Genomic DNA, 18,124 nt, shown 5'->3' with positions numbered 1-18,124 from the left:
TGCCGCCCGGCTAGTTACTACACTGGGGGAAGGTAGACCCGTCACTAGCCGGGCGTCAAGTAAGTTTCGCGGGAGCGACCATGGTCAGAGGCAACACCCGTCAGCGCATCCAGGACGTGGCGCTCGAGCTCTTCGCCCAGCAGGGTTACGAGAAGACCTCCCTGCGTGAGATCGCCGAGCACCTGGAGGTCACCAAGGCGGCGCTGTACTACCACTTCAAGACCAAGGAAGACATCGTCATCAGCCTCTTCCGCGATCTGACGCGGCCGATCGACGAGCTCATCGCCTGGGCCGAGCAGCAGCCGCGCACCCTGGAGACCAAGCAGGAGATGCTGCGCCGCTACCACGCGGCGCTCATCGGCGCCGCCCCGCTCTTCCGCTTCATGCAGGAGAACCAGGCGACCGTGCGCGACCTCGCCATCGGCGAGACGTTCAAGGACCGCATGATCACGCTGACGCAGCTGATCCAGGAGCCGGACTACGCCATGACCGACCGGGTGCGCTGCATCAGCGCGCTGTTCACCATGCACGCCGGGATGTTCTTCATGCAGCACGTCGACGGCGACCCCGAGGAGAAGCGCGCGGCCGTCCTCGAAGTCGCCATCGATCTGGTGTCCCAGGCCCACCGGGGCCGGGCGCGGGGCTGAGCGTCAGATGACGACGCCCTCGGCGCGCAGGAACTTCGCCGGGTTGAGCGCGGAGCCGTAGTTCGGGGTCGTACGGATCTCGAAGTGCAGGTGCGGGCCGGAGGAGTTCCCGGTGTTGCCGGACCGGGCGATGTTCTGGCCCGTCTTCACCGTCTGGCCGATGTGCACGTCGATCCTCGACAGGTGCGCGTACTGGGAGTACCGGCCGTTGGCGTGCTTCACCACGATGGCGTTGCCGTACGCGGGGCCGTCGCCGCCACCGTTGGGGCCGGCCTTCACGACGACACCGGAGTGGGCGGCCTTGACCACGGAGCCTACCGGCACGGCGAAGTCCTGGCCGGAGTGCTTGTGGGACCACATGGCGCCGCCCTGGTTGAAGCTGGCGGTCAGGGTGTACCGGGCGACCGGCTTGACCCAGGACGTGGCCTTCTTCGCGGCGGCCTTCTTCGCGAGAGCGGCCTTCTTGGCGGCGTTGGCCGCGGCGGCCGCCTTCTTCGCGGCGGCCTTCTTCGCGGCCTGCGCCTGGGCGGCCTTGGCCTGGACGGCCTGCGTGTGGGCCTGGGCGGCGACGGCGGCGGCGGGACCCGCGGCCGGAACCGTCTTGCTGTCGGCGGCGACGGCGGCTCCGCCTCCGAACACCATCGACGCTCCCATGCCGGCGGCGGCGAGGGCGACGACGGCGTTACGGGTGGGGTGCTTGACGCGCTTCGACATACGGGGAAGTCCTCCGGACAAGAGCGGACCCGACGCGAAGAGCGCGCCGGGCGGTTGTGCTCATCCTTGGTAACCCGCCCACCCATCCCACCTCAAACCACCCATCTACGACATCTGGTCGTAGGCGCCCGGGTGTGACGTGGCCACTTGACGGGTCGCGGAAACCCCAGCACTGAGTACGATATGTCCTTAGAAAGCAAGGTTTGCCCCCCTCGCGCCCCCAACCACCTGCCGCTTTACGCCCCGCTCACCGCCACCTCGCCCGGCCCCGGGCCGGTGGCGCCTCCCGCTCGGCCGCGAAAAGGCGCCCCGGACCCGGCAGGGCGCACTATTCCACCTAGTACCGCCCAAAACGCCTGTGCGCCTTGTCACGGCCCCTGGCCCGAAGCACCCCGTTCCGGGGCCCCGGCCCGGGATCCCCGGCTAGTCTCGACGCGTCGACGATCACGCCGTGGCTCCGGGGGGACGCACGTGGATCCAGCACTCATCGGCACCCGCCTCGCATCGACCGCGATCGGGCCGCTGATCAGGAAGCTCTTCGTCCAGGACGGTCCCGGGGCCGGCCTGACCGGTCAGCGCGTCCGCCTCTCCCGGCTGGTCTCCTTCCGCGGCGAGAAGCGGACGCTGACCGAGCGGGACGTCCGGAGCCTCGCCGCACGGCTCGTCGCCGACGCGCTCGCCGTCCCCGGCGAGCCGCCCTTCCCGGCCGGCGAGGCCGAAGCCGTCACGCACACCCTCGCCCGTACGCTGCTCGCCCTCGGCGACCTCGACATGGACGACGTCCAGGCCGTCCGCCTCGGCCACCGCGAGCTGGCGAGCCGCCTGCGCGGCGCCGCCCCGGCCGCGGACGGCCTGTCCACCGACGCGTCCCTGTTCCTGGAGTCCCTCACCGAGTGGGCCTGCCTGCTCGTCCTGGAGTTCTTCACCCAGCGCTCCTCCTTCGTCGCCCGCACCCTGGTGGAGCACAGCCGCACCCAGGCGGAACTGATCGCGAAGATCGACGCCCTCATCGCCCGGACCCCCCGGCCCTTCGCGGCGGACGCCGCCTTCGAGCGCCGCTACCACGCGTACGTCACCAAGAGGCAGGGCAGCCTGACGATCTACGGCATCGACCTGCACGACTCCCCTGACGCCTGGCCGCTGGACGTGGCCTACCTGTCGCTGGAGGCGAGCGCGCCGGAGGCCGCCGAGCTCACCGGCGACATGCCGCTCGGCGCCGTCCGTGAAGCGGTCGACGCCGTCCTCGCCCACCGCGCCCCCACCGGCCCCCGCCCCGCCGACCAGGCCCTGGCCCGGCAGGACCGGGTCCTGCTGCGCGGGGTCGCCGGCTCGGGCAAGACCACCCTGGTGCAATGGCTCGCGCTGTCCGCCTCCCGCGGCGCCCTCGGCGACGACCGGATGGCGTACCTCGGCGACCGGGTCCCGTTCGTCCTCCCGCTGCGCACCCTCACCCGGCACGGGGAACGGCTCCCCGCCCCCGACCGCTTCCTGACCGCCGTCGGCTGCCCGCTCACCCCGCCGGACGGCTGGGCCGACCGCGTCCTCGCCTCCGGGCGCGGCCTCCTCCTGATCGACGGGATCGACGAGATCCCCGAGCCGGAGCGCGACCGCACCCGCCGCTGGCTGCGCGAGCTGCTCACGGCCTACGACAGCGGCAACCGCTGGCTCGTCACGTCCCGCCCCTCCGCGGTACGCGACGACTGGCTGGCGCCCGAGGGCTTCACCGAGCTCACGCTCTCCCCGATGAGCCGCACGGAGGTGACCGCGTTCGTACGCCGCTGGCACACCGCCGCCGGACCGGACGCCGCCTCGTACCAGCAGCCGCTCCTCGACGCCCTCCGCACCAAGCCCGACCTCGCCCGCCTCGCCACCAACCCCCTGATGTGCGGTCTGATCTGCGCCCTGCACCGCGACCGGCGCGGCTTCCTCCCGCGCGGCCGCAAGAGCCTGTACGACGCCGCCCTCGACATGCTGCTCGCCCGCCGCGACCGCGAGCGCGACATGGGCGACCCCACGGGCGTCGACCTGGGCGGGGCGCCGCAGGTCCGGCTGATCCAGCGGCTCGCGTACTGGCTGACGGTCAACGGCCGCACGGAGATGGACCGCGCCCGCGCGGAGAGCATCGTGCTCGACAGGATCCCCGCCGTCCCGGACGCCGCCTCGATCGGGAACCCGGAGGCGGTCTTCCAGCACCTGCTCCAGCGCAGCGGCCTGCTCCGCGAGCCGGGGCCGGGCACCGTGGACTTCGTCCACCGCACCTTCCAGGACTACCTGGCGGCCAAGGCCATCGTCGACGAGTGGCACATGGGCGTCCTGACCGAGCACGCCGGCGACGACCAGTGGGAGGACGTCATCCGGATGGCCGTCGCCCACTCCCGGCCGCGCGAATGCGCCGAGATCTTCACCGAACTGCTGGCCGCCGCCGACACCGCCCCGGACCGGCGCACCCGGCTGCGCGTCCTCTTCGTCGCGACGGCCGCCCTCGAACACGCCACGGAACTGGACCCGGACATCCGGCGCGCCCTGCTCGACCGCACGGACCGGTTCATCCCGCCCCGCACCCCCGAGGAGGCCCGCGAGCTGGCCACGGTCGGCCCCCTGGTCCTGGACCTGCTCCCGGGTCCGGACGGCCTGGACGACGAGCAGGCCCGCATGGCGGTCATCACCGCCACGCACGTCCCCTCGGACGCGGCGCTGCCCTACCTGGCCCGGTTCGCCACCCACCGGCACCTCCCGGTGCGGTCCCAGCTCATCTGGGCGTGGTCCCGGTTCGACCCCGCCGCCTACGCCGAGGAGATCGTCACCCGGCTGCCCCAGAAACGCCTGGACTTCACGATCACCACGGACCGGCAGGTGGAGGAGCTGGTCCGGCTCGGTATGCGTCCGGAACGGCTGGACATCCGGGGCACCGTCTCCGACGGGCCGTTCTCCGCGCTGCTCGGGCACTGCGACCCGACCGAACTGACCGTGGAACGCTCGGGGCCGGCGCCCGATCTGAGCGCCCTGAGCTCACTCGGCCGGCTCCGGCGGCTGACGGTCCACCTCCCGGAAGAAGCGTCCTGGAGCCTCTCCGCCGTTCCCGGGGACGCCCCGCTGCGCCGGATCGAGATGCGGCCGCTGCCCGGCACGGGGCTGGATGAGCTGCTGCGCCACCCGACGCTCGAATGGGTCGGCCTGCTGGAGGACGGCGCTCTGCCCGCCGAGGGCTGGCGGGTCCTGTCCGCGCTGCCGCAGGTGCGGGTGGTGCACTGCCGGCCCGGCCCGCTGGCGTCCTGCCCCGCGTCGGTGCGGCTGCCGGGGGTCACCCAGCTCTTCCTGGAGCACCGAGCCGGCGGGATGACCCTGGAGCGCGTGGCCGCCGTCTTCCCCGGCCTGGAGCGGCTGTTCCTGATCGCCCCCGGCGGGAACGCCGACCTGGCCCCGCTGGCCGCGCTGCCCCGGCTGAAGACGGTGGCCACCGCGGGCGTGGAGCTCACCGGCACGGAACGCCTCCCCGGCGTCGACATCGTCGGCTGACCGCGAAAAGAGGGCTGCCCCGGTCCGTACGTCTCCGTACGGACCGGGGCAGCCCTTCAGCGGGGGTTACCGCTTACGCGTCCTTCGACAGGTTCGGACCGGCGCCGCCGGCGGCCTGCTCGATCGGGGGGACGTCCGGCAGGGCGGACTTCTCCTCGCCGCGGAAGGTGAACTTCTTCGCCTCACCCTCGCCCTCGGTGTCCACGACCACGATGTGACCGGGGCGCAGCTCGCCGAAGAGGATCTTCTCCGACAGGATGTCCTCGATCTCGCGCTGGATCGTCCGGCGCAGCGGCCGGGCGCCCATCACCGGGTCGTAGCCGTGCTTGGCGAGGAGCTCCTTGGCGGAACCGCTGAGCTCGAGGCCCATGTCGCGGTCCTTGAGGCGCTCGTCCACCTTGGCGATCATCAGGTCGACGATCTGGATGATGTCTTCCTGGCTGAGCTGGTGGAAGACGACCGTGTCGTCGACGCGGTTGAGGAACTCGGGCCGGAAGTGCTGCTTCAGCTCTTCGTTGACCTTCGCCTTCATCCGGTCGTAGCCGGTCTTGACGTCGCCCTGCGCCGCGAAGCCCAGGTTGAAGCCCTTCGAGATGTCCCGGGTCCCGAGGTTGGTCGTCATGATGATGACCGTGTTCTTGAAGTCCACGACCCGGCCCTGGGAGTCGGTCAGACGACCGTCCTCCAGGATCTGGAGAAGGGAATTGAAGATATCGGGGTGGGCCTTCTCGACCTCGTCGAAGAGGACGACGGAGAACGGCTTCCGGCGGACCTTCTCGGTGAGCTGGCCGCCCTCTTCGTAACCCACGTATCCGGGCGGGGAACCGAAGAGGCGGGAAACCGTGTGCTTCTCGCTGAACTCCGACATGTCGAGCGAGATCATCGCGTCCTCGTCGCCGAAGAGGAATTCGGCGAGCGTCTTGGACAGCTCGGTCTTACCGACACCGGACGGGCCGGCGAAGATGAACGAGCCGCCGGGGCGCTTCGGGTCCTTCAGGCCGGCCCGCGTACGGCGGATCGCCTGCGAGAGGGCCTTGATGGCGTCCTTCTGCCCGATGACACGCTTGTGGAGCTCGTCCTCCATGCGCAGGAGGCGGGAGGACTCCTCCTCCGTGAGCTTGAAGACGGGGATGCCGGTGGCGGTCGCGAGGACCTCGGCGATCAGCTCGCCGTCGACCTCGGCGACGACGTCCATGTCGCCGGCCTTCCACTCCTTCTCCCGCTTGGCCTTCGCCGCCAGCAGCTGCTTCTCCTTGTCGCGGAGAGACGCCGCCTTCTCGAAGTCCTGGGAGTCGATCGCGGACTCCTTGTCCCGGCGGACGCCCGCGATCTTCTCGTCGAACTCGCGGAGGTCCGGCGGCGCGGTCATCCGGCGGATGCGCATCCGGGAACCGGCCTCGTCGATCAGGTCGATCGCCTTGTCCGGCAGGAAGCGGTCCGAGATGTACCGGTCGGCCAGGGTGGCGGCCTGGACCAGCGCCTCGTCCGTGATGGAGACCCGGTGGTGGGCCTCGTAGCGGTCGCGCAGGCCCTTGAGGATCTCGATGGTGTGCGGCAGCGACGGCTCCGCGACCTGGATGGGCTGGAAGCGGCGCTCCAGGGCCGCGTCCTTCTCCAGGTACTTGCGGTACTCGTCCAGCGTCGTGGCACCGATGGTCTGCAGCTCGCCGCGGGCGAGCATCGGCTTGAGGATGCTGGCCGCGTCGATCGCGCCCTCGGCGGCGCCCGCACCCACCAGGGTGTGGAGCTCGTCGATGAACAGGATGATGTCGCCGCGGGTGCGGATCTCCTTGAGCACCTTCTTCAGGCGCTCCTCGAAGTCACCGCGGTACCGGGAACCGGCGACCAGCGCGCCGAGGTCCAGGGTGTAGAGGTGCTTGTCCTTGAGGGTCTCGGGCACCTCGCCCTTGACGATGGCCTGCGCCAGGCCCTCGACGACCGCCGTCTTGCCGACGCCGGGCTCGCCGATGAGGACCGGGTTGTTCTTGGTCCGGCGGGACAGCACCTGCATGACCCGCTCGATCTCCTTCTCGCGCCCGATGACCGGGTCGAGCTTGGACTCACGGGCGGCCTGGGTGAGGTTGCGGCCGAACTGGTCGAGGACCAGGGACGTGGAGGGGGTGCCCTCGGCAGGGCCACCGGCGGTGGCGGCTTCCTTGCCCTGGTAGCCGGAGAGCAGCTGGATGACCTGCTGCCGCACCCGGTTGAGATCGGCGCCCAGCTTCACGAGGACCTGGGCGGCGACGCCCTCGCCCTCGCGGATCAGGCCGAGCAGGATGTGCTCGGTGCCGATGTAGTTGTGGCCGAGCTGAAGGGCCTCGCGGAGCGACAGCTCCAGGACCTTCTTGGCACGGGGCGTGAAGGGGATGTGCCCGGACGGGGCCTGCTGGCCCTGGCCGATGATCTCCTCCACCTGCTGGCGGACCGCCTCGAGCGAAATCCCGAGGCTCTCCAGGGCCTTAGCGGCGACACCCTCACCCTCGTGGATAAGGCCCAGGAGGATGTGCTCGGTGCCGATGTAGTTGTGGTTGAGCATCCGGGCTTCTTCCTGAGCCAGGACGACAACCCGCCGCGCGCGGTCGGTGAACCTCTCGAACATCGTTAATCGCTCCTCAGAGCGGTCAGGCAGTAAGGGGTCGGTCCCCTCCCTGTCCTTCCGCAGCTTAGTCCCGCAAGCGGGGACCGCTCATTCCAACTGCCGACACCCGTCTCTGGCCTCCTGACCCGAACGCCGACAAATGCTCCAACCCAATGTTCCGAGACGATGTTCCCGCAGGCCAGGCACTTACCCTCACCGGCAGTACGCCGATGGCGAACGTGAGACGCCCGATCCTGCGTGTCGCCCCTGCTCCACTAGGAATGTCTTACCCGTAACAACGGACACTCCATGCGGCACACCCCGGTTCCCTCAGCTACGGGCGAACAGCCTTGCGCTCGGCCATGCTCTCGGGCGGTACCCTTACGCACACTCACCGTATTCATCGTCTCGCCGTGCGTAACCCCGAGCCGGGGTGGTGAGTTGCCCGGGCATGGCGTTCACGATTCCCCTCCCATCACCCCGTTCACCGTTCAACGGCGAGGGCGTCGCGTGGTGGTACGAGCACGAGCTCGGCTGGGCCACCGCGGGGAAGGGCGCCGGCGCCCCGGTGGAGCTGCTCACCGGACTGCGCTTCGACGCCCTGGAGCTGCCGGCCGCGGCCGGGTACGCCGTCCTGAGGCGGCTCGGCGGCCGGTGGCCGGTCGCCCTCGCGGGGCGCAGGATGCGGCTGCTGGTCGCCGCGGGCGCCGCGGACGAGCTGCCGGGGCTGCTCGACTGGCTGGACTGGGGCGGGATCACCCTGGACCTGGTGGCCCTGGGCGCCGGTGACCGGATGACCGCTCCCGTTCCCCCAGGATGGAGCGGATCCGGCTCGCCCGACGCCGTCACCTGGCTGCGCCCCCCGGAACCCGGGCGCGAAGTGGAGCCGACACTCCCGGCCATGGCAGCCGTGGCGGGCGGCGCCGGCGCCCCCTGCCTCGTACGGCTCGTGGACGCGGCGGCATCGGAATGTCACCGGGTCCGGTTGCTGGGTGCGGACCACCCTCAGCGGTTGGCGTCCTCGTAGGCCTGCTTGATGTCGGCGGGCACGCGACCGCGGTCGTTCACGTTGTAGCCGTTCTCCTTGGCCCACGCGCGGATCTTCGCGGTGTCGGGGCTGCCACCCGCGGCGACCCGGCCCTTGCCGCGCCCGGCCGAGGAACGGCCACCGGTGCGACGGCCGCTCTTGGTGTACGGCTCGAGCAGCCCCCGGAGCTTGTCCGCATTGGCGGTGGTGAGGTCGATCTCGTACGTCTTGCCGTCCAGAGCGAACGTCACCGTCTCGTCCGCCTCGCCACCGTCGAGGTCGTCGACAAGAAGGACCTGAACCTTCTGTGCCACCGGATTTCCTTTCATCGAAAATGCAGTACGCGGAAAGGAAACCGCTTTTCCCTGGAAAACACAAACCCCTGGGAGAGGTTCAGTTCCCCGAGAGCGCGGGAAACATGCGCGATTCGGACATAGGGGCCGGGATCGGGGATCAGCAGATCACAGGTGCAGAAGCATCCGGCTGTTGCCCAAGGTGTTCGGCTTCACTCGTTCGAGACCGAGGAACTCGGCGACGCCCTCGTCGTAGGAACGGAGCAGCTCGCTGTAGACATCTCCGTCGACCGGGGTCTCACCGATCTCGACGAAGCCGTGCTTCGCGAAGAAGTCGACTTCGAAGGTGAGGCAGAAAACCCTGCGGACACCGAGCCAGCGGGCGGTGTGCAGCAACTTGTCGAGCACGTGATGGCCGATGCCGGCGCCCTTGCAGTGCGGATCGACGGCGAGAGTACGCACTTCGGCGAGGTCTTCCCACATCACGTGCAGTGCGCCGCAGCCGACGACGGTGCCGTCCTCGTCGCGTTCCGCGACCCAGAACTCCTGGATGTCCTCGTAAAGCGTCACGGGCGCTTTGTCGAGCAGGATGCCTTCGGTGACGTACGGATCGACAAGTCGGCGGATCGCCTGCACATCACTGGTCCGGGCCCGGCGCACGGTCACGGCATTCGCCGGCCCGGGGGAGGGAAGCGCGGATGGCGGGGAGGAGGAGGACGACATGGCTGGACGCTATCGCCCCGCCCCCGCCTCCCCCTCGGCGGCCCGGCCCGGTCCCGGTTCTTCCCTCGGTTCTTCGGCGCCCTGTTCCGGGGTGTCCCGTTGCACGACGCGGACCGCGTCGTTGAGTGCCTCCCGCTGCTCCGCCGACATCATGCCGAAGAAGGCCACGAGTGCGGCGGCGGGGTTGTCGCTCTTCGACCAGGCTTCGTTCATCAGTGCGGCCGAGTAGGCGGCGCGGGTGGAGACCGCCGTATATCGATAGGCGCGGCCCGACACTTCGCGGCGCACCCAGCCCTTCTGATGGAGATTGTCCATTACGGTCATGACGGTGGTGTAGGCGATGGACCGTTCCTGCTGGAGGTCCTCCAGGACTTCCCGGACGGTGACGGGCCGGTTCCATTGCCAGACGCGCGTCATGACGGCGTCTTCCAGCTCTCCCAATTGACGGGGCACATCTTCACCATAGTGGGAGATGTCCGAATAACTGGCTATTGAGGGAACAAAAAGGGCGTACGACGGGTGCGTCGTACGCCCTGGGCGCGGGGTGGGGCGCCGGTCAGGCCGGTCCGGGCGTGCCGTCGGCCTGGCGGGTGGCCTCGGCGCGGGCGAGCGCCGCGTCCACGACCGCGTCCTCCTTGGCCTTGTTGGGGCCGCCCTGGCTCTTGACGATCGTCACGACGAGGCCGATGAAGAAGGCGGCCATCACCACGGGGGGCAGGAGCGCGGATACGTATTCCATGGCTCCAGGGTAGCTAGCCGGCGGCGCGCTCCTCGGGTGGGGGCGCGGCGGGGCGCCGCCGGGGCGGGAACACCTCGGACGGCTTGGGCACCGGGCGGTCGCCCGGCGGCGGGGTGGGCGACGGCGCCGGGGAGGGCGTCGCCGGCCGGGGCTTCGGCTCGTCCGCCGCGGCGGCCCGGCCGCCGGGCAGGGCGAGCAGCCGGGTACGGGGCGCGGGGGCGACGTGCCGGCCGGCCAGCCGGGCCCGTACGGAGTGCTCGGCCAGCGTCCGGCACCGGCCAAGCAGGGCGGCGCCCACGGGCGTGCCGCTGAGGGTGCGCAGGGCGGCGAGGTCCTCGGGCCGGGGGTCGTAGCCGGCGGCGAGGGCGTCCTGGAGCAGTTCCAGGTAGCCGGTCGCCGAGCCGGGCAGCGCGTCGCGGTAGCGGGCGAGGTCGGCGAGGAGGAAGGCCCGCATCCGGCCGGCCTCGCGGACCGCCTCGTCCACGGAGCCGGCGAGTCGCAGGCAGTCCTGCACGTCTTCGTCGTCGAGGGGCGTGGGGTGGAGGGCGTGGGCGAGGGCGCGTCGGAGCACACGCAGTTCGTCTGCGCCGAACGCCAGGCCGCCGCGGGATCCGTAGGGCGTGGGCATGGCCCGACGATACGGTCTGATCAGACAAAATTCTCTTATCGGACACTCCGGCGCGTTGCGGACCGCGCCGGGGTGTGCGTTGCGGACCGCGCCCGGGTGTGCGTTGCGGACCGCGCCCGGGGCCCCGGCCGCCACCGCGGCGGCGGAGGCCGTGCGGCGGACGGCCCGGCCGGAGCCGCCCGCACACCGGGGCGGGGCCCGGGGGCGGCCCGCCCGGAGCGGCGCTACATGCGGGAGACGTTGCGCTCGTAGACCATGCGCAGGCCGATCAGCGTCAGCCACGGCTCGTGCTCGTCGATCTCGGCGGCCTCGCCCAGGACCATCGGCGCCAGGCCGCCCGTGGCGATGACCCGCACGTCGGAGGGGTCGCCGTCCCGGCCGACGAGTTCGCGCTTCATACGGCTGACGATGCCGTCGACCTGGCCGGCGAAGCCGTACACGATGCCCGCCTGCATGGCCTCGACCGTGTTCTTGCCGATCACGCTGCGCGGGCGGGCCAGCTCGATCTTGCGGAGCTGGGCGCCCTTGACGCCGAGCGCCTCGACGGAGATCTCGATGCCCGGCGCGATGACGCCGCCGATGTACTCGCCGCGCGCGCTGATCGGGTCGAACGTCGTCGCCGTACCGAAGTCGACGACGATCGCCGGCCCGCCGTACAGCTCGTTCGCCGCGACCGCGTTGACGATGCGGTCGGCGCCGACCTCCTTGGGGTTGTCCGTGAGGATCGGCACGCCCGTCTTGATGCCCGGCTCGACGAGGACGGCGGGGACGTCCCCGTAGTACCGCCGCGTGACCTCGCGGAGCTCGTGGAGCACGGACGGGACCGTCGAGCAGATCGCGATGCCCTCGATGCCGTCGCCCAGCTCGTCCCCGAGCAGGGGGTGCATGCCCATGAGGCCCTGGAGGAGCACGGCGAGCTCGTCGGCGGTGCGGCGCGCGTCGGTGGAGATGCGCCAGTGCTCGACGATCTCCGCGCCGTCGAACAGGCCCAGGACCGTGTGGGTGTTGCCCGCGTCGATCGTGAGCAGCATCAGCCCTGGTCCGCCTCTCGCAGGTCGAGGCCGATGTCGAGGATGGGGGACGAGTGGGTGAGGGCGCCCACCGCCAGGTAGTCCACGCCCGTCGCGGCGTACGCGGCGGCGTTCTCCAGCGTCAGGCGGCCGGAGGACTCCAGGACGGCGCGGCCCGCGACGAGCGTGACGGCCCCCTCCGTCTGCGCCGGGGTGAAGTTGTCCAGCAGGATCAGGTCGGCGCCCGCGTCCAGCACCTCGCGGACCTGGTGGAGGGTGTCCACCTCCACCTCGATCGGTACGTCGGGGAAGGCGGTCCGCACCGCCGTGAAGGCCTGGGCGACACCGCCCGCGGCGACCACGTGGTTGTCCTTGACGAGGGCCGCGTCGGACAGCGACATGCGGTGGTTGACGCCGCCGCCGCAGCGCACCGCGTACTTCTCCAGGGCGCGCAGGCCCGGCGTGGTCTTGCGGGTGTCGCGGACCTGCGCCTTGTAGCCCTCCAGGGCGTCCGCCCACGCGCGCGTGGCGGTGGCGATGCCGGAGAGGCGGCACATGACGTTCAGCGCGCTGCGCTCACCGGTGAGCAGGTCACGGGTGCGGGTGGTGACCGACAGCAGCTTCTGGCCGGCCTCGACGCGGTCGCCGTCCGCCACGTGCCGCTCGACGGCGAACTCCTCGGTGCAGACGACCGACAGGATCGCCTCCGCGATGTGGATGCCGGCGACGACCCCCGCCTCGCGCGCGGTGAAGTCACCGGTCGCGACGGCGTCCTCGGGGACGGTCGCGGCGGACGTCACGTCGACCCCGCCGTCCAGGTCCTCCTCGATGGCGCGGTACGCCACGTCCTCGACGAGGACGGGGTCGAGGCCGGCGTTCACCAGGAGCGCGGCGAGCGCCGGGTCGAGCCCGCACTCGTACGCCTCCTCGTCGAAGGCGTCACCGCCGCAGCCGCAACCGTCGCCACAGCCGTCCCCCGCCTGGCCGGCCGGGGCGCTGATGTTGATCAGGGGTACGTCCACGGGCTGCGGGCGTTCTTCGGGCGTGCTCACGGTTACGGCTCCCTGGGGGCGTCGGCGTCGGTCGGGGGGAAGTCTTGGGTGTCGGTGGCGCGGACGTCCAGGCTCCGGTCCGGGCCGAGGCGCACGACCAGGTGGCGGCGCCAGGCGGTGTCGTCGCGGTCGGGACGGTCCTCGCGCCAGTGGCAGCCGCGGGTCTCCTGGCGGCGGCGCGCGGCGGCGACCAGGACGCGGGCCACGCACAGGAGGTTGGTGGTCTCCCAGGACTCCACGCCGGGCTCGGCGGCCTTGCTGCCGTCGTTCAGCGCCTCCGCGTGCACCGCGTCCAGCGCGTCGGCCGCCTCCGCGAGGCTCGCGGCGGAGCGCAGCACCCCGGCGCCGGCGGTCATGACGTGCTGGACGCGTCCCCGGGCGTCCGGGTCCAGCAGCGGGAGGACGGTGGGGGCGGGGTGCGGTACGGGGTCGCCCGCGCGGGCGCCGGAGGCCGCGATGTCGTCGGCGATGCGCTCGGCGAAGACCAGGCCCTCCAGCAGCGAGTTCGACGCCAGCCGGTTGGCGCCGTGGACCCCCGTGCAGGCGACCTCGCCGCAGGCGTACAGGCCGGGCACGGTGGTGCGGCCGTACAGGTCGGTGCGGACGCCGCCGGAGGCGTAGTGGGCCGCGGGGGCGACCGGGATCGGCCGCGTCACCGGGTCGATGCCGTGGGCGCGGCAGGCTGCGAGGATCGTGGGGAAGCGGGACTCCCACATCGCGGCCCCGAAGTGCCGGGCGTCGAGGTACATGTGCCGGGCGTCCTGCTCGCGCATCCGGCGCATGATGCCCTTGGCGACGATGTCGCGGGGCGCGAGCTCGGCCAGCTCGTGCTGCCCGACCATGAACCGGACGCCGTCCGCGTCGACCAGGTGGGCGCCCTCGCCGCGTACCGCCTCGGAGACGAGGGGCTGCTGGCCCTCGGCGTCCGGGCCGAGGAACAGGACGGTGGGGTGGAACTGGACGAACTCCAGGTCGCTGACCTCCGCGCCCGCCCGCAGCGCCAGGGCGACGCCGTCGCCGGTGGAGACGGCCGGGTTGGTGGTGGCGGAGAAGACCTGGCCCATGCCTCCGGTGGCGAGGACCACCGCGGGGGCGTGCACGGCGCCCACGCCGTCGTGCTGCCCCTCGCCCATGACGTGCAGGGTGACACCGGCGGTACGGCCGTCGGCGTCCGTGAGCAGGTCCAGGACGAGGGCGTTCTCGATGGTGCGCACGGCGCGGTCGCGCACCGCGTCGACGAGCGCGCGGGAGATCTCGGCGCCGGTCGCGTCGCCGCCCGCGTGGGCGATGCGGCGGCGGTGGTGGCCGCCCTCGCGGGTGAGCTCGATGGTGCCGGTGTCGTCGGTGTCGAAGCGGGCGCCGGTCGCGATCAGGCGGCGTACCGCGTCGGGACCCTCGGTGACGAGCAGGCGTACGGCCTCCTCGTCGCACAGGCCCGCGCCGGCGACGAGCGTGTCGTCGAGGTGCTGCTCGGGGGTGTCGCCGTCGCCGAGGGCCGCCGCGATGCCGCCCTGCGCCCAGCGGGTGGAGCCGTCGTCCAGGCGGGCCTTGGTGACGACGACCGTACGCAGCCCGGCGGCCGTGCAGCGCAGCGCGGCGGTCAGGCCCGCGACCCCGGAGCCGACCACGACGACGTCGGCGTCGATCGACCAGCCGGGGGCGGGGGCCTGGAGGCGTATGCCGGTCATGCGGGGGCTCCGAAGGTGAGGGGGAGGTTGTCGATCAACCGGGTGGTGCCGACCTTCGCGGCGACGGCGAGGACCGCCTCTCCGGTGTGGTCGTCGGGGACGTCGGTGAAGTCGGCGGGGTCCACCAGCGCCACGTAGTCCAGGCGCAGCGGCGGGTCGGCCTTGGCCGCCTCGTCGAGTACCGCGCGGGCCGCCGCCCGAACCGCGTGGGCGGCGCCACCCGGGGCGGCCGCCGCCACCGAGTGCGCGTCGGCCGCCGCCCGGGCCTCGCCGAGCCGCGACAGGGCCTCGGCGCGGCTCTCGGACGCGGGCAGCGTCTCGGCGCGGGCCAGCAGCGCCGTCTGGGCCGCGAGCCGGTCGCGGGCGGCGAACAGCGCGGCGGAAAGGGACAGGGCGGTGCGGCGCTCGCCGGGCGACAGGTACCGGTTCCGGCTGGACAGGGCCAGCCCGTCGGCCTCGCGGACGGTCGGTACGCCGACGATCTCGGCCGGGAAGTTCAGGTCCCGGACCATGCGGCGGATCAGGGCGAGCTGCTGGGCGTCCTTCTGCCCGAAGAACGCCACGTCGGGGCGTGTGAGGTGCAGCAGCTTGGCGACGACGGTCAGCATGCCGTCGAAGTGACCGGGGCGGGACGCGCCCTCCAGCCGCTCCCCCATGGGGCCGGCGGTGATCCGTACCTGGGGCTCGCCGCCCGGGTAGACCTCGTCGGCGGACGGGGCGAAGACGGCGTTCGCACCGGCCCGCTCGGCGGTCCTGAGGTCGGCCTCCAGGGTGCGCGGGTAGCGGTCGAGGTCCTCGCCGGCGCCGAACTGGAGCGGATTGACGAACACGGTGACCAGCACGTACCCGTCGCGGCCGACGTGCTCACGGGCGGCGCGCACCAGGGTGGCGTGGCCCTCGTGGAGGGCACCCATGGTCATGACGACCGCGGTACGGCCCCGGGGCGCGGAGCGTTCGAGGGCGCGCTCCAGGTCGTCCCGGGTGGGCACGAGGGCGAAGTCGGGGCTCATCGGCCGCTGTCTCCTTCCTCGCCGGCGGGGCCGTCCGTCCCGGCGGCGCCGTCCGTCCCGGCGGCGCCGTCCGTCCCGGCGGCGCCGTCCGTCCCGGCGGCGCCGTCCGTCCCGGCGGCGCCGTCCGCGAGGACGCCGAGCAGGTCCTCCGCGAGCTCGGGCTTGAGCAGGCCGTGGGCGAGGGCGCGGTCGGCGGTCGTCCGGGCCATGGCGAGGTACCCGGCGACGGTGGCGGGGGCGTGCTTGCGCAGCTCCGCCACGTGCGCGGCGACCGTGCCCGCGTCACCGCGCGCGACGGGGCCGGTGAGGGCGGCGTCGCCGGAGCGCAGGGCGTTGTCCAGGGCGGCGCCGAGGAGGGGGCCGAGCATCCGGTCCGGGGCGGCGACCCCCGCCTGCCGGAGCAGCTCCATGGACTGGGCCACGAGGGTGACCAGGTGGTTCGCGCCCAGGGCGAGGGCCGCGTGGTAGAGCGGGCGGGCCGCCTCCTCGATCCACTCCGGCTCACCGCCCATCTCGATGACCAGGGCCTCGGCGGCCAGCCGCAGCTCGTCCGGGGCCGTGACGCCGAACGAGCAGCCGGCCAGCCGGTCGACGTCGACGCTCGTGCCGGTGAACGTCATCGCGGGGTGCAGGGCCAGCGGCAGGGCGCCGGCCCGGCGGGCGGGGTCGAGCACGGCGGTGCCGTACCGCCCGGAGGTGTGCGCCAGGAGCTGCCCGGGGCGTACGGCGCCGGTCTCGGCCAGCCCCTGGACCAGGCCCGGCAGCGCGTCGTCGGGGACGGTGAGCAGCACCAGGTCGGCGCACTCCAGGACGTGGGCGGGCGGCACCAGCGGCACGTCGGGCAGCAGGGCGGCGGCGCGGCGGCGGGACGCGTCGGACACGCCGGAGACGGCCACCGGGCGGTGCCCGGCGAGCCGCAGCGCCGCGGCGAGGGCGGGTCCCACCCGGCCGGCGCCGACGACGCCGACGGTGAGGCGGGCGGGGCGGGGTGGTGAGGGTGCGTTCACGCGTCGACGGCCTTCCGTTCCAGTCCGCGGGGGGTACCGGACGATTTCTCGTCATGCTACGCCAGGCGTTACGCGGGGCCGCCTCCCTGTCCACAGCCTGTGGACCCGCCTTCCGCGCGGGCGCGGCGCAGGTGGTGGTCGCGGGCCGCGCGGAGGGCGGCCACGTCGTCCCGGCCGGGGGGCGGCGGAGGTGCCTCGCCGTGCCGGGCGGCCCGGTAGGCGTCGATCATGTGCTGGTGCAGGGCGTTCATGTACGCCACCCTCCGCCCGCCCGTGCCGCGGCGCCCGTGGATTGACGAGCCCCGTCAATCGGCGCGAGGTCCACCGCCGGACCCCTCACCATGGGGCCGTGAGCGTGATCATCGACATCACGGGCCTGCCGCCCGAGCGCATCGTCTTCGAGCCGTCGCCCCTGGCCGAGCTGGGCGTGGCGCTGCACGCGCTGGCCGAACCCGGCCACCACCCGGGCCTGCACGGCTGGGCGACCGCCACCTCCGCCGCCCTCAAGCCGGACCTGGCCGACCGGCTGCACGAGGCGGACTTCCTCTGGACGACGAGCTTCTCGGACATCCTGATGCCGTACGCCGGCATCCGCGGCGGCGACGGCCGCACCGGCGCCACGCTCGCCGAGGAGCTGGACCTGCTGGACCGGCTGGACGAGGACCGGTTCGTCGCCGCCGCGCTGGAGTTCACCTGCTCCGAGCAGTACGCGGCCGGCGGCCCCGTCCGCACCGACCGGGCCCTGGAGCTGGCCGCCAACCGGGGGCCGAGGCAGCTGGACTTCACGCGCCGTCTGCTGGCCGACCCCGCGGACGTACGCGCCTGGCTGCGCAGGCTCTTCGAGGACTGCGACCGGGCGTTCTTCGCGGACACCTGGCGCCGGGTCGCGCCCACGCTCGCCGCGGACGCCCGGCACAAGACGGAGCTGCTGCGCCGCAAGGGGCTGGCGGAGACGCTGCGGGCGGTGTCGCCCGCCGTGACGCTGGGGCTCTCCGGGGACGGCACCCGGCAGCGTGTGGAGGTAAACAAGCTCGCCAACGGCCGGACCACCGCCGCCGACCCGGCCGTCGGGGCGGGCGTGACGTTCGTGCCGTCCAGCTTCGGCTGGCCCCACCTGATGGTGCTGCACGCCCCGGGCTGGCGACCGGTCGTCCACTACCCGGTCGGCGCCCCGGAGCTGCCGAGCCCGGCCTCCGTGGAGCTGCTCCAGCTGCGCATGGACGCCCTGGCCCATCCGATGCGGATGCGGATGTGCCGCCAGCTGGCGCGGGCCGCGTACACGACGGGCGAGCTGGCCGAGACGTACGGCATCACCTCGCCGGAGGTCTCCCGCCACCTGGCCGTACTGAAGAAGGCGTCCCTGGTGACAACCCGGCGCCGCGGCCGGTACGTCCTGCACCAGCTCGACGTGGCGGCGGTGGCCCGGATCGGCAGCGACTTCCTGGAGACGGTGCTGCGCTAGGGGGTGTCGTGCCGGTCGTGCCGGGCTCAC

At 72.6% G+C, this 18,124-nt stretch carries 17 protein-coding genes; 4 read left to right on the top strand and 13 right to left on the bottom strand.

The features are described 5' to 3' along the window. The first annotated feature begins 80 nt into the window (after positions 1–80). Positions 81–647 (top strand): TetR/AcrR family transcriptional regulator, encoded by a 567-nt coding sequence (locus tag AC07DW_RS24480; RefSeq protein WP_478859817.1) that lies wholly within the window; start codon positions 81–83, stop codon positions 645–647. Between the two features lie 3 nt (positions 648–650). Here the strand turns inward: AC07DW_RS24480 and AC07DW_RS24475 are convergent, their stop codons facing one another. Beyond that, positions 651–1,361, bottom strand: coding sequence for a M23 family metallopeptidase (locus tag AC07DW_RS24475; protein WP_478859816.1), 711 nt, complete (start codon positions 1,359–1,361; stop codon positions 651–653). 471 nt (positions 1,362–1,832) lie between these two features. On the opposite strand from AC07DW_RS24475, the gene AC07DW_RS24470 reads away from it, so the two are divergent. Next, positions 1,833–4,877, top strand: a complete 3,045-nt coding sequence (locus AC07DW_RS24470; RefSeq protein ID WP_478859815.1) for an NACHT domain-containing protein — start codon at positions 1,833–1,835, stop codon at positions 4,875–4,877. 73 nt (positions 4,878–4,950) lie between these two features. Here the strand turns inward: AC07DW_RS24470 and AC07DW_RS24465 are convergent, their stop codons facing one another. Continuing rightward, positions 4,951–7,476, bottom strand: coding sequence for an ATP-dependent Clp protease ATP-binding subunit (locus AC07DW_RS24465; RefSeq protein ID WP_478859814.1), 2,526 nt, complete (start codon positions 7,474–7,476; stop codon positions 4,951–4,953). Positions 7,477–7,906: 430 nt separating this feature from the next. Between AC07DW_RS24465 and AC07DW_RS24460 the strand changes: the two genes are divergently transcribed. Further along, positions 7,907–8,482, top strand: coding sequence for an SCO3374 family protein (locus AC07DW_RS24460; RefSeq protein ID WP_478859813.1), 576 nt, complete (start codon positions 7,907–7,909; stop codon positions 8,480–8,482). Here the strand turns inward: AC07DW_RS24460 and AC07DW_RS24455 are convergent. The 11 genes from AC07DW_RS24455 to AC07DW_RS24405 all read right to left on the bottom strand — a co-directional run bounded on the left by AC07DW_RS24455 (position 8,461) and on the right by AC07DW_RS24405 (position 16,883). Then, positions 8,461–8,796, bottom strand: coding sequence for a histone-like nucleoid-structuring protein Lsr2 (locus AC07DW_RS24455; protein WP_478859812.1), 336 nt, complete (start codon positions 8,794–8,796; stop codon positions 8,461–8,463). The two genes, AC07DW_RS24460 and AC07DW_RS24455, sit on opposite strands and share 22 nt — an antisense overlap. Positions 8,797–8,943: 147 nt before the next feature. Next, on the bottom strand, positions 8,944–9,498 hold the full coding sequence (locus tag AC07DW_RS24450; protein WP_478859811.1) for an amino-acid N-acetyltransferase: 555 nt from the start codon (positions 9,496–9,498) through the stop codon (positions 8,944–8,946). A gap of 9 nt (positions 9,499–9,507) precedes the next feature. Then, on the bottom strand, positions 9,508–9,951 hold the full coding sequence (locus tag AC07DW_RS24445) for a BlaI/MecI/CopY family transcriptional regulator (RefSeq protein WP_478859810.1): 444 nt from the start codon (positions 9,949–9,951) through the stop codon (positions 9,508–9,510). 103 nt (positions 9,952–10,054) lie between these two features. Continuing rightward, positions 10,055–10,237, bottom strand: a complete 183-nt coding sequence (locus AC07DW_RS24440; protein WP_478859809.1) for a hypothetical protein — start codon at positions 10,235–10,237, stop codon at positions 10,055–10,057. Between the two features lie 13 nt (positions 10,238–10,250). Continuing rightward, a complete protein-coding gene (locus tag AC07DW_RS24435) occupies positions 10,251–10,835 on the bottom strand; it encodes a hypothetical protein (protein ID WP_478859844.1) in 585 nt (194 codons plus the stop codon). Between the two features lie 254 nt (positions 10,836–11,089). Beyond that, a complete protein-coding gene (locus tag AC07DW_RS24430) occupies positions 11,090–11,896 on the bottom strand; it encodes a type III pantothenate kinase (RefSeq protein WP_478859808.1) in 807 nt (268 codons plus the stop codon). Continuing rightward, a complete protein-coding gene (gene nadC, locus AC07DW_RS24425; protein WP_478859807.1) occupies positions 11,896–12,927 on the bottom strand; it encodes a carboxylating nicotinate-nucleotide diphosphorylase in 1,032 nt (343 codons plus the stop codon). Before nadC ends, AC07DW_RS24430 begins: the two co-directional genes overlap by 1 nt. 2 nt (positions 12,928–12,929) lie before the next feature. Next, complete coding sequence (locus AC07DW_RS24420) at positions 12,930–14,615, bottom strand: L-aspartate oxidase (RefSeq protein WP_478859806.1); 1,686 nt, start codon at positions 14,613–14,615, stop codon at positions 12,930–12,932. Further along, positions 14,612–15,625: a pantoate--beta-alanine ligase gene (gene panC, locus AC07DW_RS24415; protein ID WP_478859805.1), complete on the bottom strand. Its 1,014-nt coding sequence runs from the start codon at positions 15,623–15,625 to the stop codon at positions 14,612–14,614. Before panC ends, AC07DW_RS24420 begins: the two co-directional genes overlap by 4 nt. Continuing rightward, complete coding sequence (locus AC07DW_RS24410) at positions 15,622–16,632, bottom strand: Rossmann-like and DUF2520 domain-containing protein (RefSeq protein WP_478859804.1); 1,011 nt, start codon at positions 16,630–16,632, stop codon at positions 15,622–15,624. Before AC07DW_RS24410 ends, panC begins: the two co-directional genes overlap by 4 nt. 68 nt (positions 16,633–16,700) lie before the next feature. Further along, on the bottom strand, positions 16,701–16,883 hold the full coding sequence (locus AC07DW_RS24405) for a hypothetical protein (RefSeq protein WP_478859803.1): 183 nt from the start codon (positions 16,881–16,883) through the stop codon (positions 16,701–16,703). Between the two features lie 104 nt (positions 16,884–16,987). Here AC07DW_RS24405 and AC07DW_RS24400 point away from each other — a divergent pair, with 104 nt between their 5' ends. Next, entirely contained in the window at positions 16,988–18,094 is a 1,107-nt protein-coding gene (locus AC07DW_RS24400) for a DUF5937 family protein (protein WP_478859843.1), read from the top strand. Positions 18,095–18,124: the final 30 nt, after the last annotated feature.

The sequence above is a fragment of the Streptomyces sp. NPDC045701 genome, assembly GCF_056432045.1.
Note: the sequence above shows the minus strand (reverse complement) of the source record. Positions and strands in the feature narration are given on the sequence as shown.